The sequence below is a fragment of the Bacillus sp. J14TS2 genome (assembly GCF_018333015.1).
Lineage (GTDB): Bacteria > Bacillota > Bacilli > Bacillales > Bacillaceae_C > Lederbergia.
In genome coordinates this window covers 48,584-64,573 of the sequence record NZ_BORE01000012.1, presented here as the reverse complement: position 1 = coordinate 64,573, position 15,990 = coordinate 48,584, and the positions used below count along the sequence as shown (strand labels likewise).

Below are 15,990 nucleotides of genomic sequence, written 5' to 3'. Positions count from 1 at the left end.
AAATAGAATAATAAAAGATTTAAAAAAATAAATATAGCTATAAAGGAAGGGGGAGATACATGTATGATCCCAGCAAAAATAGATCCCATCTCAATCACTAGGATAAAAGAAAAAGACGTTGAATCCATCTTTGATTGGTTCGAGCAGCATCAACGATTGTTCTATACACTTGGTCGGTGCTATCTTAGACATCGGCAGCAATTGGAAGAGGTTTTTTACCAGTCGATTATCAAAGTACATAAGGAATTGCCTCGATTTAATGGGGAAACATCATTAGACATGTGGATAACATCAATTTTTATACATATATGCCGAGAGTTTTCTGATAATAGTAGTTTACAAGTGTCTGAGGAAGGGGAAGCGAGTCAGGATTTATTTAGGGCACTCGATCAGTTGAAAGAGGATGAGAAAGAAGCGGTGGTTCTTACATATGTAAAAGGAACCCCACAGAAGGAAGTCGCACATCTTCTCCAAGCATCAGTTGAAAAGGTGAAAGAGCTTTTGTTTTCCGGCATACAGTCACTTCGAAAAGAAATGGGGTTTGGCTTATCCTTTAATGGCTGTGAGGAGTATTATAAGTATTACCTCGATTACTTGGAAAGAAACCTGGATCGGCCTAAGAAGATTGATTTCGAGATGCATCTTTATCATTGCCAAAACTGTCAAGAGGATTTGGGGACCTTTCAGGAAGTCCTGGTAAGTCTTGCTGGAAAAATTGAGGATTTCCATATGGCCGCTGGTTTCATGGAGAACGTCAAAGATAGGTTGAAAGCAAAGGAGAAGCAGAGACAAAAGAAGAGCAAGAAGCGCAAAAAAATGGGGCTTGTTTTTGCAAGCGTTTGCGCATTGTTAATAGCTATAGAAGTGTTTACAGGCTCATTTACGAACCTATACTATACATGGACAGAAGAAGACGAGCAATTACGCACCTTTCTACAACAGGGACTGGGTAAAAGGTTGAACCTGGAAGCGGAAAGCAATGGGGTGAAAATTAAGATTAAAAGTGTGATTGCTGATGATATTCAAACACTTGTTTTTTACGAAATAGAGGACACAGATAAAGATAACCAATATATAATGAGTTATAATGGGGGCGCTTTTGTGGAGAATGAATATGAAATCATGAATCATAAAATATTCCCAAGGTACTCTCCTCCTGATCTTACATCGGATCTAAATAATAAAAAAAAGAATGTGTATCAAGGAAAAATTAGTCTACTGCCACTAATAAAGGATGAAGAGACCATTAAACTGAACATCACAACACTTCAAAGATTGAGTCGTGATGCTTCTGACCAAAATAATATTACGGGGGCGGAATCTGAAACAGGTGAGTGGAACTTCGAGATTCCTGTAACAAAACAGCCCTTGATTGAATATGAATTGGATCAAGAAACAGAAGTTGAGGGGATGCCAATTCGATTTGATAAACTAACGATTGCCCCAACGGAGACGATTCTGGATGTGTCTATCCATGACGAACTGGAACAGAAGTGGATAGAATTTCTGAATCTTGATCATATTACAATAAATAATAAAATGTTGGAAACGGATCCATATGGCGGTCGTCTTTCGTATGATAATGGGCTTACTTTTCAAACATCCTTTGCCCCATTTTTTGGAAAAAAACCAAAGGATGTTAACGTGCAATTCCAATCTGTTCAACTAACCGTTGAAGACCATAAAACGATCGAGCTGGATGATACCAAAGAATATCCTCAGACCTTTGAATATATGGGCAGTACAATCTCAATCGACAAGATTGAAGTGGGGGGGCCTACCGAAGTCGTCATCAGCAATCATGAAATTGAGAATCGAGAATATGAGAGGATTCAATTCCATATTTTGGATGAGGATGGTGAAGGAATTAGTTCAATGGAAATGAATTCTGAAGGTGTACTAGTTGATATAAATGGCATCGAATATGATATGAATAAAAATCCTGTCCCATATGAAGAAATTGACCAGCCTCGTTATTTCTTTACTGTCCAAACGATACAGTTATACGGTAACCGTGCTGATAAGAATGTGATCCCCAAAAGCCTTGAGATTTATGAATATAGTACAACAAAATATTTGAATGAGAATGTGGAGATTTCGTTGGAGTAATATTGATCGCTTACATGATGTGGGAAAATGAATAGATAAGAAATACGGAAAATGAAAAACAATCAAGCTATCATGCAATGAAATAGTTGCTTATTTCATTGCATGTAGGAAGAAGTAGGCAATCGCATTAGGAAGTGCTAATTTTTAAATTTGCCATTTACATTCCTCCCAAAATGTATTACAATATTTCTAATCATTAAAGTCGAGTAAATTTATAGGAATTAGAGGGGATTAGAATGGCACAAGTTGCGAGAAGCTTAAATGTACGAAATCTAGAGCAACCAACTACGATCGTGACGAAGCTTAATCCTATTCAAAAGCCGTTTTTATGGATTGGTGCAATCGCGGCTGCTATATTACTTGTAATGATCTTGGTTACTTCAGGTTCCATACAAGCGGTTTTATATCTGTTGGGCATTGCTTTGGGTGTAACTTTGCTACATGCGCGCTTTGGGTTTACATCTGCATTCAGACGGTTGGTATCGGTTGGGAATGTGCAAGGAATACAGGCCCACATGATTATGTTAGCAGTTGCGACAACACTATTTGCGATTATACTGGGTACTGGTTTCAGTTTTACAGGCGTAACACCATCAGCATCTGTTTCTCCAGTGGGTGTCAGTATTCTTGTTGGTTCATTTGTATTTGGTATTGGCATGCAAATGGGAAATGGCTGTGCGTCCGGTACGCTATATAATTTAGGGGGCGGTAAATCCTCGATGATTTTAACCTTAATTGCATTTATTGCTGGGTCTGTTATAGGTGCTTATCATCTTGGGTTTTGGTTAGATTTGCCATCACTTCCGCCAATTTCTTTAGCAGAATCAACAGGGCTTGGATATTTTGGTGGATGGATTGTGCAGCTGCTTATTTTCTTTGGCATTTATGGTGTAACTGTAAAAATTTCTAAAAAGAAAAAACCTCCACAAATGAAGCCACTCGCTACAACAAGTGGTTTCAAAAAAATATGGCGAGGAGCATGGCCATTAGTGACAGCTGGTGTTGTACTTGCTGTACTCAATGCACTAGTACTTTCAGTGAGAGGTACACCTTGGGGCGTTACATCAGCTTTTGTACTTTGGGGATCTAAATTTCTACAATTTTTTGGAATGGATGTAGCAAGCTGGTCTTATTGGCAAGGTAATACACAAGCATTACAACAAACAGTGTTGGCAGACTCTACAAGTGTATTGAATTTTGGTATTATCCTTGGTGCATTTATTGCTGCTGCATTTCAAGGTAATTTTAAACCGGGAAAAATCAAGCCAGGTGTAGCTGCTTCATCGATTATTGGCGGGCTTCTAATGGGGTATGGTGCTAGACTTGCATTTGGCTGTAATATAGGGGCATATTTCAGTGGGATTGCTTCATTCAGTTTACATGGCTGGGTCTGGATGGTCATGGCACTTGCGGGCTCTTTCTTTGGCTTATATTGCAGGAAAATCTTTGGTTTGAGTAATCCCAGTAAAAATGATTCGTTTTGTTGATTACATTGGCTTCCTATATTCCTATAAAAATACAACGGTGCTCTGATTACAGCATCGTTGTATTTTTATAAAATTCCATATTGAAAGTTTGTGGGGGAGCAATAAGCTTTGGATCAAATTAAAATAATCCACTTATCAAGATTCAGTTTATTCCAATTCAGATTGGCGACAAAGAAACAAAATAACGACAATAGTGTAGAATTTTGTAGTATAATGGATTTATGTTTCTATAAAAAAGGAGGTGAAAGGAAAATGTCCGAAAAAATATTAAATCAAATCCTTGTAGAAATAAGAGGGATAAAAACTGACGTCTCGACCCTCAAAACCGATGTTTCGAGCCTTAAGGAAGATGTTACAACTCTTAAAACTGATGTTTCGAGCCTTAAGGAAGATGTCACAACTCTCAAAACCGATGTTTCGAGCCTTAAGGAAGATGTCACAACTCTCAAAACCGATGTTTCGAGCCTCAAGGAAGATGTCACAACTCTCAAAACTGATGTTTCGAGCCTTAAGGAAGATGTCACAACTCTCAAAACTGATGTTTCAAACCTCAAAGAAGATGTCTCCACACTAAAAGTTGAACAACAAAAAACATCCGTACACATGGCTAAAATGGACGAGCGCCTATCTAATCTAGAATTAAAACAAGATTCCATCCACGAGCAAACAGGAAAATTATCAGAATATCACTCAGAAACTATTTCCTATTTTGAGGTCCTTGCAACAAAAGAGGATCTAGAATATTTTGATAAAAAAATATCTGAACACGAAAGAGAAATTTTTAAAATCAAAAATGCGTAATAGGACGAGCATCATGCAAAGGGTGTTGGGATTGAGCCGCACCTTGTCCTCTCCGGCTTACCCCAATGCCACATCCAATATCATCATTAAAACAAAACCAACCATTAAACTCATGGAAGCCAAATCTTTATTTCCTTTTTCTTGTGAACTTGGGATTACTTCTTCAGCTACAACAAAGATCATGGCCCCAGCCGCAAAGCTCAGAGCGTAGGGCAATATAGGTTCAATAAATGCGACAGCGATTGCACCAAGAATTGCAGCAATTGGTTCGACCATACCTGAAAATTGTCCGTAGAAGAAGCTTTTCCTTCGAGACATTCCCTCTCCTCTTAAGGGCATGGAAACCGCAACACCTTCGGGAAAATTCTGAATACCAATTCCAACTGCGAGCGTCAAGGCACCTGCCAAAGTTGCCTCTGTTCCTCCATTTGCAAGGGCACCAAAAGCAATTCCGACTGCTAAGCCTTCCGGGATATTATGAAGTGTGATGGCGAGTACTAATAATGTACTTCTTTTTCTTTGTTTTGGATAATATCCTTCCGCCTGCCCAATGGGGGTATTTGGGTGTAGATGGGGTAAAATTTTATCAATTCCCCATAGAAAAACTCCACCTAATAAAAATCCCGATGCTGCTGGAAACCAACTCCCAATCGCATGGTCATCCGACATTTCGATAGCTGGTGCCAGTAAAGACCAATAACTAGCCGCAATCATCACACCACCAGCAAAACCTAACATACTATCCAATAGGCGTTGGTTTAAAGTTTTTGTGGCAAAAACGACACTAGCACCAAGAGCCGTCATTCCCCATGTAAATAAAGTAGCGATTAACGCTTGTGTAATGGGATCAAAATTTTGAAAAAACTCAACCATATGGGACGAACTCCTCTAAAAATAATGGTAAAAATGAATTGGAGCTGACTTACTCAAGGCTCATAAAGCTTGCTGGCAACTGCTGCTGAACCTAATAACATCAACATTCAGTTCTAAATCAATTCCAAGAAAATTCCACTCCGCTATAATCACAAGCCAATTGTCAGGCAGAGAAGGACCATCCATAATCGATACCTTCAAGTTTATCATATGCAAAATGGAATTGCATGTAACGTCTTTTCACATCTTTCGATAGCTGGAAGTGTGAATAAATTGAGGAAGAGAAGGAAAATCCGTTGTTCATGAATGTTTAATGTTGAAAGGAAATTATAGTTGATGAAGGCAGTTTAAGTGATTATTTTTTAGAGGATAATATCTTTATTTGTCGAATAGACACTTATAGAATGAAAAATAGCGGAGCCATTAGTAATTTTATGGAACAATTTAGAAAGCACCCAATCATGTGAAGGAAAAAAACTGCTACTAATATGGGCTTACAGAAATTTGCTGAGATCCTACTAAATGAAACGAAAATTGAATAGTTAATCGATTTGATTTTAGTGGCATCTTCATGAACTTTTGATTAATTTGAGTGATATTTCCTTAATAGTCCATACTATGTTTGGGTGATGATGATGCCATGTCAATCGAATGATGAATTATTTGAATTAGTGAGGGAAGCCAAGAAGTATACCAAGGACGGCAAGGTGGCGGATTATATTCCTGCTCTCGGAAAAGCTAATCCGCACGATTTATCGATTGCGATTAAATATCCAGATGGGCAATGTACATCTGCCGGTGATATTGAACGAAAAATATCTCTTCAAAGTATATCAAAGGTGATTAGCTTGGCCTTAGTTTTAATGGATAGAGGAACAAATTATGTGTTTGAACGTGTTGGGATGGAACCGACGGGGGACCCATTCAATTCAATTGCCAAGTTAGAAAATTTAACGCCTGCAAAACCATTAAATCCAATGATTAATGCGGGAGCACTTGTTGTTACAAATATGATAAAAGGAAACAGTATGGAGGATCGATTTGACAGGCTTTTATCGTTGATAAGAGAAATGGCCAACGATTCGACAATTCATTATTGTGAGGAAGTAGCAAAATCTGAATTTGAAACCGCCTTTTTAAATAGGGCGCTTTGTTATTTTTTAAAACAACATCAGATGATTCAGGAAGATGTTGATGTGTTAATGGATTTATACACGAAACAATGTGCGATTGAAATGAACTGTCTAGAACTAGCGCGCATTGGCATGATATTTGCAATGGATGGGGTAGACCCCGAAAGCCGTAAGCAAATTATTCCTACCGATATTGCTCGTATCTGTAAAACATTCATGGTGACTTGTGGAATGTATAATGCCTCTGGTGAATTTGCGATAAAAATTGGTATACCGGCAAAAAGCGGTGTGTCTGGTGGAATTATGGGAGCCGTTCCAGGGAAATTCGGCATTGGCATTTTCGGTCCCGCCTTAGATGAGAAAGGGAATAGTATAGCGGGAATCAAATTATTGGAGCTGCTTTCTAAACGGTATGAGTTGAGTATGTTTTAATGTTTATTTTAAATAAAAGCCAAAGATACCATTGAAGAAGGGCAGCAATATGATAAAATTTTTGCTTTTTAAAAGCCATGCTTAACATGATTATTAAAAGAGGGTTGAAAAATGGAGGAAAAGATTAGAGAGCTTACTTTGTTATTGCTATACTTAACATCATGGAAAGAGGATGAACTGTCTCAGGAAATGAGCAGAAGTTGGAAAGGTTATCCATTTGATATTTTAAATGAACTTACTGATGAGGATTTTATTAGGGGAAGTATTCGCGCTAAATCTGTTTATTTAACAAATGACGGTATTGAAGAGGCCGAAAAATTAATGAAAAAGTACTTTGGTGAAACTAAGAATAATTGAGTATTGTGAGACAATGAATACGGATATGAAGAAAAAGAAGAAGCTAAAAGGCGAATTAATGGGAATGCCCAAAAAAAGAGCGCCTTTATGAAGACGAAGGAATGGATCGGAAAAATTGATGGAGATCATATCGTAAAGGCCTATTCAAAAAATTCCGGGCTCAATTTGAAAAACGCAATGAATGAACTTACACAATTAGGCGTAAAGATTACTCCTGAAGAAAAACAAGAAGTACAACAATGGGTTGAAAAAAGAAAAATTCACAATGAACGAAGAAAGGAAAGAAGAAGGAGACGAAAGAAAAATGAAGAAAACAAGAGATTAGCGATGGAATATGATTCAGATGAAATATTTGCCTTTATTGCAGGATATACAGGTGGTGCGCCTCTTGGGATTACTCATGAGGAGATGGAGGAAATAGAAAGAAGGGAAAGCTTGGAAAGGGAGGAAAAGGGTGCAAATCATCTAAGGGAATAGAAATTCTTAATTGTAAAAGCGATTTCCTTCTATCTATCTGATTTAATTTAGAACAGGATTTCTCCCTACAGAAGAATAAACGTAAATCTCTTCTTTTCATTTTCCCTTTTCAGGTTTATACTTTATGTATATTTTCTTACTTTAGTATGCTAACAAGGTAGTAAATAGACGTACAGATTTTCGTTTGTAGGGAGGGGAAAGCACCCGTGAAAAATATAGCGATTTTAGGGAGTAGTGGCGGAAACTTATACAATTTAGGCGGGAAGGACCCTGAGAAGCTTCTATCGGAAATATTCATTCAGTGTGATTCAGCTGACATTCATATAAGAGCAGTCCAATTTATTGGAGCCGAAGTTTCGATGGATACAGCGAAAAAACACACGAAAGCTGGCCTATATACACTTCAAGAAACAAAGCCAACTAAAATATTTGAAGGAACTTTGCAAGAGGTAAATGATAAGGCTGCTTCAATTGATAGTGAGATTGCCGAAGACATCCGAAATGGAAACATTGATGGGTTGATTACGATGAGTATTGATCCAGTAGGGAGTAATAAGGAGGCGGTTTTAGCTGCTGCCGAAAAGAAGATTCCCATTGTTGGGACAGGTGGCACATCGATGGCCATCACAGCATCAAAAGGAGCCAATGTAATCTCAACATCTGGTACAACGGGGACAACAAGTCGCACAAGAGCGGTCTCTTTTGTTTCTTCTTTAAGTAAATTCTGGGGAAGCAAATATCAACCAGTCATCGGGGGACCTTCGGAGACTGAGTCGGGGAATCCATTTAAAAGAATCAATATTAGAGGGATTATGATGGCTTCTTTGCCTGCCTTTATCGCATTAGCACTGATTCTTGCATTAAGTAAAATTCCCGGATTGTCCGGCTTAGGTGAAATTTTTGATCTATTATTGCAAGCTTTGCCTGTTGTGATTGCGGCAATTGCAGCAAAGCAGGTTTCTGATTTGGATGAAGTATCGATCGTTGCGGGCATTATTGCCGGAGTATTATCAATTGATGGAGGCATAATTGGTGGGATGATTGGTGGAATTGGAGCGGGATTGCTCGTCCAATTTTTATTTCTTAAATGTGTGCAATGGCGCTTTCCAATGACGACCGTCAATATTGTTGCCGGAGGATTCTCTGGAATATTATCAGGACTACTTGTATTCTATTTAATTGGACCATTAGCCTTAATGCTTGGCGATTACATAAAACTCATGCTTGAACAGGCTGTAGCCTTTAGTCCCGTTCTTGCTGGTGCAGTAGCAGGCTTATTAATTTGGCCGGCGATCCTTGGCGGAATCTATCATGCTGCGATTTTGCCCATCGTATTGCTTGAAATGGAAAAGAGCGGAAACAGTTTCTTAGGCGCTGTCGATATGGTTTCATTAGTCATTGTTGCTGCCGGGATTAACCTTGCGAACATCATCGCTCCCCGAGATAAGGGTGAAGCCGCTATCGCCGCTCCTGGCTTTATGATCAATCTAGGTTTCGGAACTTTCGTAGAATCCGCCTATCCTTTTATGTTTTCCAATAAACTTGTTTTTGGTGGAGCTCTATTTTCTGCTGGAATTGGTGGAGCGCTAGTTGGCCTCTTTAATGTTAGAGGAACAGCTTACCTCCCTTCCTTTGTCGCTCCATTTGCATCTGATAATGTGGTAGGCTTTATCATTTCCATGCTCGTCACGTTTTCTTGTTCCTTACTAATTACCCTATTTGCGAATAAAGTGGTGCGGAGAAAGAAGCAGGAGATTGTAGACAATAATGGGATTGTTGAAGTAGAGTGAGAGTGTATTAGAATTGACTATTTTAATGAAAAGTTAAAGAGATTGGCTGTTGCCAATTGAAAAAGTCCGGGGAGATAAAAATATTCAAGTAAGGAATTCAATTTACAGTGCGAACCTCAAGTGCACATGAATATCCCGGGAGACTCGCACCAATTTTTTTCGCTTTTTTACTCTTTTTATCACTATTTATAAAGTTTTCTCTGAAACTTTATAAAATTAAGTGCATTTTGGGCAAAAAACTCATTTTAAGAGCTAAATTTTGCCTAAAATCGCCGTCGCACTCTTCATGAGTGCGTGGATTGAAATATCGGTTTTAGTATTGACAAGACGATTGTTGGGTCGCACTCTTCATGAGTGCGTGGATTGAAATTGAGAAAGATGTGAAACGTATTTCCGATTTTAAGTCGCACTCTTCATGAGTGCGTGGATTGAAATCTCCAACTTATCATAGACACGTATCTGTATTGAGCGTCGCACTCTTCATGAGTGCGTGGATTGAAATAAAACACGTGGGATGCAGAATCGGAAAAAGTGGCGTCGCACTCTTCATGAGTGCGTGGATTGAAATATAAAGATCGAGAAATGGAGAAAGATCGATTTGGTCGCACTCTTCATGAGTGCGTGGATTGAAATAGTCATACCAATCTGTGATCCGGCACCAGCGAGAGTCGCACTCTTCATGAGTGCGTGGATTGAAATTTACATTATGATGGGGGTCATTATATGTATACATGTCGCACTCTTCATGAGTGCGTGGATTGAAATATGAGTTACCTTATTTGGGAGATCATCAACCATCGTCGCACTCTTCATGAGTGCGTGGATTGAAATATCAGGCAATCCATGTCTGTTTTTTGCATCCCAGTCGCACTCTTCATGAGTGCGTGGATTGAAATTGTATGAGGAACCTTAATCACCTCGCTGTATGCCGTCGCACTCTTCATGAGTGCGTGGATTGAAATAAGGCGCTGTATCAAGACAGAGTACTAAGATCGGTCGCACTCTTCATGAGTGCGTGGATTGAAATGTTAAGGATACAGTTTATTGATCCTGAAGATGCTTGCCGCACTCTTCATGGGTGTCATCTTCAGCACCTTGCCTCACAATAATATAAGTCTGTATTTCCTCGCAGGTATGAAAGTAAAAAAATATACGTCTCCTATATATCCGTAAATAGTCTTAAAATTGATCCTGAGAAAACTAGTATACTAGCTAGTTAGTACCTTAGGATTTATTTGTGTTTTCTTTATAATCGTTAGAGAATCGAAATATTACGTATTGTTAAGCAAAAAATTTCCAATTATTTGAAGGATTTTGTAGAAAAATACAGAAGTATAACTATAGAAGTAGTATAATATCCCTATATATTGAAGAGGTGAGGAAGTAAATGAGTTATATCGCACATATTCGGGAGTTTGATAAGCAAATACAAACTGTTGAAGAGCATCTATTAGGTGTGAAAAAATTAGCAGAAGATTATGGAGAAAAAATAGGTGTGAAACATCTTGCGGGACTTGCGGGGTTGCTCCATGATCTAGGTAAATATACGGATGAATTTCGAGACTACATTATGAAAGCGGTTTACGACCCGGAAAATGCTCCAAAACGAGGGAGTGTCGATCATTCGACAGCAGGTGGGAAATTGCTATATAAATTACTTCATACAAATGAAAAGATTACTCCAACTAAGGGACTTGTGGCGGAGATTGTCGGGAATGCAATAATTTCCCACCATTCATATTTACAGGATTTTTTAAATCCAGATTTAGAGTCTCCTTATCTAAAGAGAGTACGAGATAAAGAATTAATGGATTTCAGCAAAACCAAAGAGCTTTTCTTTGAAAAAGTTATCTCTGAAAAGGATTTTCATGCTTATGTTGATCAGGCGGCTATGGGATTAGAAAAATTTATTTCTAAAGATTTACCAGAAAATAGTGAGAAACAATTAATGTTTTTAACAAAGTTTATTTTTAGTATGTTGATTGATGCAGATCGAACGAATACAAGATTATTTGAAGAAAATCAATCAATAGAATCTTTTCAACATGATCAGTTATTTGAAATCTATTATAAAAGACTAATGAATAAGCTTTCAGCATTCAAAGAGGATGGAAGTGCAAACAACCCTATCAATCGTCTAAGAACAGAAATGTCGGAACAATGTGATGCCTTTGCCGAGAAGCCATCTGGGATTTATACGCTATCAATTCCAACTGGCGGAGGAAAAACGTTGGCTAGTCTTCGTTATGCTTTAAAACACGCCATGCTTCATAAGAAGAAAAGAATTATTTATGTAATTCCTTATACCTCGATTATTGAACAAAATGCCGCTGAAGTAAGAAGGATCTTAAAGGATTCAGAAAACATTTTGGAACATCATTCTAATGTTATAGAAGATGTACATGATAATGATGAATTTCAAGATGGCCTCATAAACGAACAACAAAAACTAAAACTGGCAAAAGATAATTGGGATGCCCCTATCATATTTACTACAATGGTCCAATTTTTAAATGTATTTTATGCTAAGGGCAGTCGGAATATTCGAAGACTCCATAATATTAGTGATTCTGTCATTATTTTTGACGAAGTACAAAAAGTTCCTACAAAATGTGTTTCTTTATTTAACCATGCTGTAAACTTTTTGAAAATTTATGGGAATAGCAGCATGTTACTTTGCACAGCGACTCAACCAGCATTAGATTATGTTGAGAAAAAATTAGAAGTAAATTCTGATGCGGAAATTATTAATCAATTGGATCAGGTTGTCGATGCTTTTAAAAGGGTCGAAATAATAGATCAAGCCACCACTAAAACGTATAACAACGAATCTCTTGTCCAGTTTGTAAATGAAAAAATGAACGAGGTTCAAAGCATCTTGCTTATCTTAAATACGAAAACGGTTGTAAGAAATTTATATACAAAATTAAAAGAAGAAATATCAGGTGTGCCGATTTATCATTTAAGTACTTCTATGTGTTCCGCCCATCGCAGTCAAATCTTAGAAGAAGTAAAACAACGTTTAAAAGCCAAAGAGCCTGTTATTTGTGTTAGCACTCAATTAATTGAAGCTGGGGTTGACGTGAGTTTTCAATGTGTCATACGCTCTTTAGCTGGACTTGATTCAATAGCGCAAGCAGCCGGAAGGTGTAATCGTCATGGGGAGACAGGACTGCAAAATGTGTATGTGATTGATCACGAGGAAGAAGCATTGCAGCATCTAAAGGAAATTGAAGTTGGCAAAAGAATTTCTAAACGGCTTCTTATTGATATTAATAAGGATAAAAGAAACCATGGAGGGAATGTCCTCTCCAATCAAGCGATGGAAAGATATTTTCAAGAATTTTACACAGAGCTAAGAACTGATTTAGATTATTTAATTCCGAAATTCAAGAAGGATATGACAGAAATTCTGACCGCTTCCAGAGAAAATTACAGTTTTCATCGAGCATATATTAGTAAAAACAGAGAACCTGTTCCACTTTTTCTTGTTAATGGATATCTTACTGCAGCAGAGAATTTCCATGTGATTGAAAATAACACTACATCCGTATTGGTTCCATTTGGAAAAGGAAAAGAGATCATCGCTGAATTAGTTGGGGCGCAAAAAATAGATGACCTAACGCAATTACTGAGAAAGGCGCAACAATATACAATTAATCTTTATACCTATGAAAAAGAACTAATCAATAGAAATGCAGGGCTGGTTTCCTTATTTGATGGGAAAATAATGGCTCTAAAGGAGGGAGCATACAGTGAAGAATTCGGATTGGAAATACAAAATGACAGTCAGTTTGACTTTATGGCATGGTAAAAACCTATTTTCCGTATATAATATTGTATCTTTCAATCGACGCTATAAAGGCGGCAACTTAGCTTAGAACTTGAAGGGAGGTGAACATGTGAGAAATTCAATAGAATTTGAAGTGTATGGAGAGTATGCTCTTTTCACGGATCCATTAACAAAACTAGGTGGCGAGAAGTTATCCTATCAGGTGCCGACATACCAAGCGTTAAAGGGAATTGTAGAAAGTATTTACTGGAAACCGACTCTTGTCATGATAGTGGATAAGGTTCGGATTATGAATCCTATAAAAATGGAATCTAAAGGAATCCGTCCCATTGAATATGGGGGTGGAAACACACTTGCGAATTATACGTATTTACGGGATGTTCGGTATCAAGTCCTGGCTCATTTTGAATTTAATGATCACCGACCAGATATGGCTTTTGATCGTAATGAACACAAGCACCACAACATAATGAAGCGCTCATTAAAAGCGGGCGGACGAAGAGATGTTTTCCTAGGAACTCGGGAATGCCAAGCCTATGTGGAGCCTTGTGTTTTTGGTGAGGGAAAAGGTTTTTACGATGATTATGATGGAGAGATTCATTTAGGAACAATGGTTCATGGGATAAATTATCCAGATGAAACAGGACGAAATCACATGGAAGTACGTTTATGGAATCCAATCATGAAAGATGGCTTAATTGAATTTAGAAAACCAGGGGAATGCACCAAAATACGAAAAATCCGAGAGATGGAACCAAAACATTTCGATCAAGCAAATGTGGAATCAGTTGACGCTCTATTAAAAAGTTTAGATTAAGGGGGTGAACAAGTGAGTTGGTTATTAAATTTATATGAAACATACCAGGCAAATACTGATCATGTCGGGGAGATAAAAAAGAGAAAGAATGGCCAAGAGTATACTCTTCTTCCGATCTCCCATACAACACAGAATGCTCATATAGAAGTTACTATCACTGAGGATGGAGAATTTCATTCCGCTGAAGTGGTAGAAAAAAATAATGCGAGTACTCTTATCCCCTGTACAGATGATTCTGCAAGTCGAGCGGGTTCAAAAATAGCCCCTTATCCATTACATGATAAGTTAAGTTATGTGGCTGGGGACTTTGTTGCTTACGGTGGAAAAATAAAGAAAGAAGAACCCTTTACTTTCTATATTGCCCAATTAAAGGAATGGGCGAATTCTATGTATGCAAACAATAAAGTAAAGGCAATTTATCAATACTTAGGTGAAGGCAAGTTAATTCAGGATTTAGTGAGAGAAAAAGTTTTGTATTTGGATAAGAATGACCAATTAATTAATAAGTGGGATAAAAAGTATGAAGAACTTCATGGAGAAAAACCTAAAATATTCACAGTCATTGCTGGGGATCAGGAAAGTGCGTTTGTCAGATTTAATATACACTCCCCTAACCAAATTTTAACCAAAGTTTGGGAAGACAAAGAGATGTTTGATTCGTTTGTACGCTTCTATCAAGAGATGTTAGGTGAGGAAGATCTTTGCTTTGTCACGGGTGAGAGTCAGCCGAGTACAGAAAGGCATGCGAATAAAATTAGAAATGCGGCAGATAAAGCTAAATTGATTTCAGCCAATGATATGAGCGGTTTTACATTTAGAGGTCGTTTTAATAAAGGGAATGAAGCCGCCAGCATCAGTTATGAAGTGTCGCAAAAAGCGCATAATGCATTAAAATGGCTGATTAATAAGCAAGGGAAAATGGTTGATCAACGAGTTTTTCTTGTTTGGGGAAATGATGCTTCCCTTGTCCCTGATCTAACTACTGATAGCTTTTCGATTCATCCGAATATCCAACGAACTAAAAAGGAATCCGATACACTTGAAGAATATGCTAATGAAATTGCAAAGGCCATTGATGGCTATAAAAATGATCTTAAACAGCTGTCCAAAGTCAATATTTTGGTGTTAGATTCAGCAACAACCGGTCGGATGGCTGTGCTATATTACCGAAATATAGATAAAGAACTCTATTTAGATCGTTTAAAAGAGTGGCATTCTACTTGTACATGGCTCCATCGATATAGAAAAAATGATCAAAATGAATTTGTCCAATTTTGCGGAGCCCCGGCTACCAAAGATATAGCATTTGCTGCGTATGGACCTAGGGGTAATGATAAAGTGATCAAGGGTTTGATGGAGAGAATGTTGCCCTGCATCGTGGATGGTCAAAAAGTTCCTAAGGATATTATTAGAAGTGCTTATCAAAGGGCTTCTAATCCGATTTCAATGGAGAATTGGGAATGGGAAAAGACATTAAGCATTGCTTGTGCATTAATCAATAAATCTCTAATTGAGAAAAAGGAGGGATACCCCATGGCATTGGATATTGAGAATGAGGATCGTGATTATTTATTTGGCCGTCTTCTTGCTATCGCAGATGTACTAGAAAGAAACGCACTAGATTCAAGTGATAAACGGGCCACAAATGCACGCAGATATATGAATTCTTTCTCACAACATCCCGAAAGAACGTGGAAGACAATTCAAACAGCTTTACAACCATACCAAGCACGTCTAGGGGAACGAGTATGGTTTTATAATAAATTAATCGATCAAGTGGGAGCAAAAATTAAAATGGAGGATTTTAACAATAGACCTCTGTCTGGAAAGTATTTATTGGGTTTTTATAGTCAAAGAGAGGCGTTGTATCAGAAAAGGGGTACAGCAACAGAAGAAGTGAAAAATGGGGAGGAGAACTAAA

The 15,990-nt window shown here is 37.8% G+C and carries 11 protein-coding genes and 1 CRISPR repeat array; of the genes, 10 read left to right on the top strand and 1 reads right to left on the bottom strand.

From position 1 onward, the window contains the following. Nucleotides 1-63 precede the first annotated feature (63 nt). From KI375_RS18105 to KI375_RS18095, 3 genes are all read left to right on the top strand, one after another. A complete protein-coding gene (locus KI375_RS18105; RefSeq protein ID WP_212974847.1) occupies nucleotides 64-2,109 on the top strand; it encodes a DUF4179 domain-containing protein in 2,046 nt (681 codons plus the stop codon). A gap of 236 nt (nucleotides 2,110-2,345) precedes the next feature. Next, a complete protein-coding gene (locus tag KI375_RS18100; protein ID WP_212974846.1) occupies nucleotides 2,346-3,596 on the top strand; it encodes a YeeE/YedE family protein in 1,251 nt (416 codons plus the stop codon). Between the two features lie 252 nt (nucleotides 3,597-3,848). After that, a complete protein-coding gene (locus KI375_RS18095; protein ID WP_212974845.1) occupies nucleotides 3,849-4,397 on the top strand; it encodes a hypothetical protein in 549 nt (182 codons plus the stop codon). A 57-nt stretch (nucleotides 4,398-4,454) separates the two neighbouring features. On the opposite strand, the gene KI375_RS18090 is transcribed toward KI375_RS18095, so the two are convergent. Further along, the gene (locus KI375_RS18090) at nucleotides 4,455-5,270 is read right to left on the bottom strand and encodes a ZIP family metal transporter (protein ID WP_212974844.1); all 816 of its coding nucleotides are present in this window, start codon (nucleotides 5,268-5,270) and stop codon (nucleotides 4,455-4,457) included. Between the two features lie 635 nt (nucleotides 5,271-5,905). On the opposite strand from KI375_RS18090, the gene glsA reads away from it, so the two are divergent. The 7 genes from glsA to cas8c all read left to right on the top strand — a co-directional run bounded on the left by glsA (nucleotide 5,906) and on the right by cas8c (nucleotide 15,989). Next, complete coding sequence (gene glsA / locus KI375_RS18085) at nucleotides 5,906-6,835, top strand: glutaminase A (RefSeq protein ID WP_212974843.1); 930 nt, start codon at nucleotides 5,906-5,908, stop codon at nucleotides 6,833-6,835. A 111-nt stretch (nucleotides 6,836-6,946) separates the two neighbouring features. Beyond that, complete coding sequence (locus tag KI375_RS18080; protein ID WP_212974842.1) at nucleotides 6,947-7,192, top strand: DUF6429 family protein; 246 nt, start codon at nucleotides 6,947-6,949, stop codon at nucleotides 7,190-7,192. A gap of 87 nt (nucleotides 7,193-7,279) precedes the next feature. Beyond that, on the top strand, nucleotides 7,280-7,669 hold the full coding sequence (locus KI375_RS18075; RefSeq protein ID WP_212974841.1) for a hypothetical protein: 390 nt from the start codon (nucleotides 7,280-7,282) through the stop codon (nucleotides 7,667-7,669). Between the two features lie 206 nt (nucleotides 7,670-7,875). Continuing rightward, the gene (locus KI375_RS18070; protein WP_212974840.1) at nucleotides 7,876-9,459 is read left to right on the top strand and encodes a PTS sugar transporter subunit IIABC family protein; all 1,584 of its coding nucleotides are present in this window, start codon (nucleotides 7,876-7,878) and stop codon (nucleotides 9,457-9,459) included. A 274-nt stretch (nucleotides 9,460-9,733) separates the two neighbouring features. Beyond that, nucleotides 9,734-10,486: direct repeats of the CRISPR family, unit length 32 nt; unit sequence GTCGCACTCTTCATGAGTGCGTGGATTGAAAT. Nucleotides 10,487-10,846: 360 nt separating this feature from the next. Then, nucleotides 10,847-13,273: a CRISPR-associated helicase Cas3' gene (gene cas3, locus KI375_RS18065; RefSeq protein WP_212974839.1), complete on the top strand. Its 2,427-nt coding sequence runs from the start codon at nucleotides 10,847-10,849 to the stop codon at nucleotides 13,271-13,273. 88 nt (nucleotides 13,274-13,361) lie between these two features. Next, nucleotides 13,362-14,069: a type I-C CRISPR-associated protein Cas5c gene (cas5c, locus tag KI375_RS18060; protein WP_212974838.1), complete on the top strand. Its 708-nt coding sequence runs from the start codon at nucleotides 13,362-13,364 to the stop codon at nucleotides 14,067-14,069. A 12-nt stretch (nucleotides 14,070-14,081) separates the two neighbouring features. Further along, complete coding sequence (cas8c, locus tag KI375_RS18055) at nucleotides 14,082-15,989, top strand: type I-C CRISPR-associated protein Cas8c/Csd1 (protein ID WP_212974837.1); 1,908 nt, start codon at nucleotides 14,082-14,084, stop codon at nucleotides 15,987-15,989. Nucleotide 15,990 lies beyond the last annotated feature (1 nt).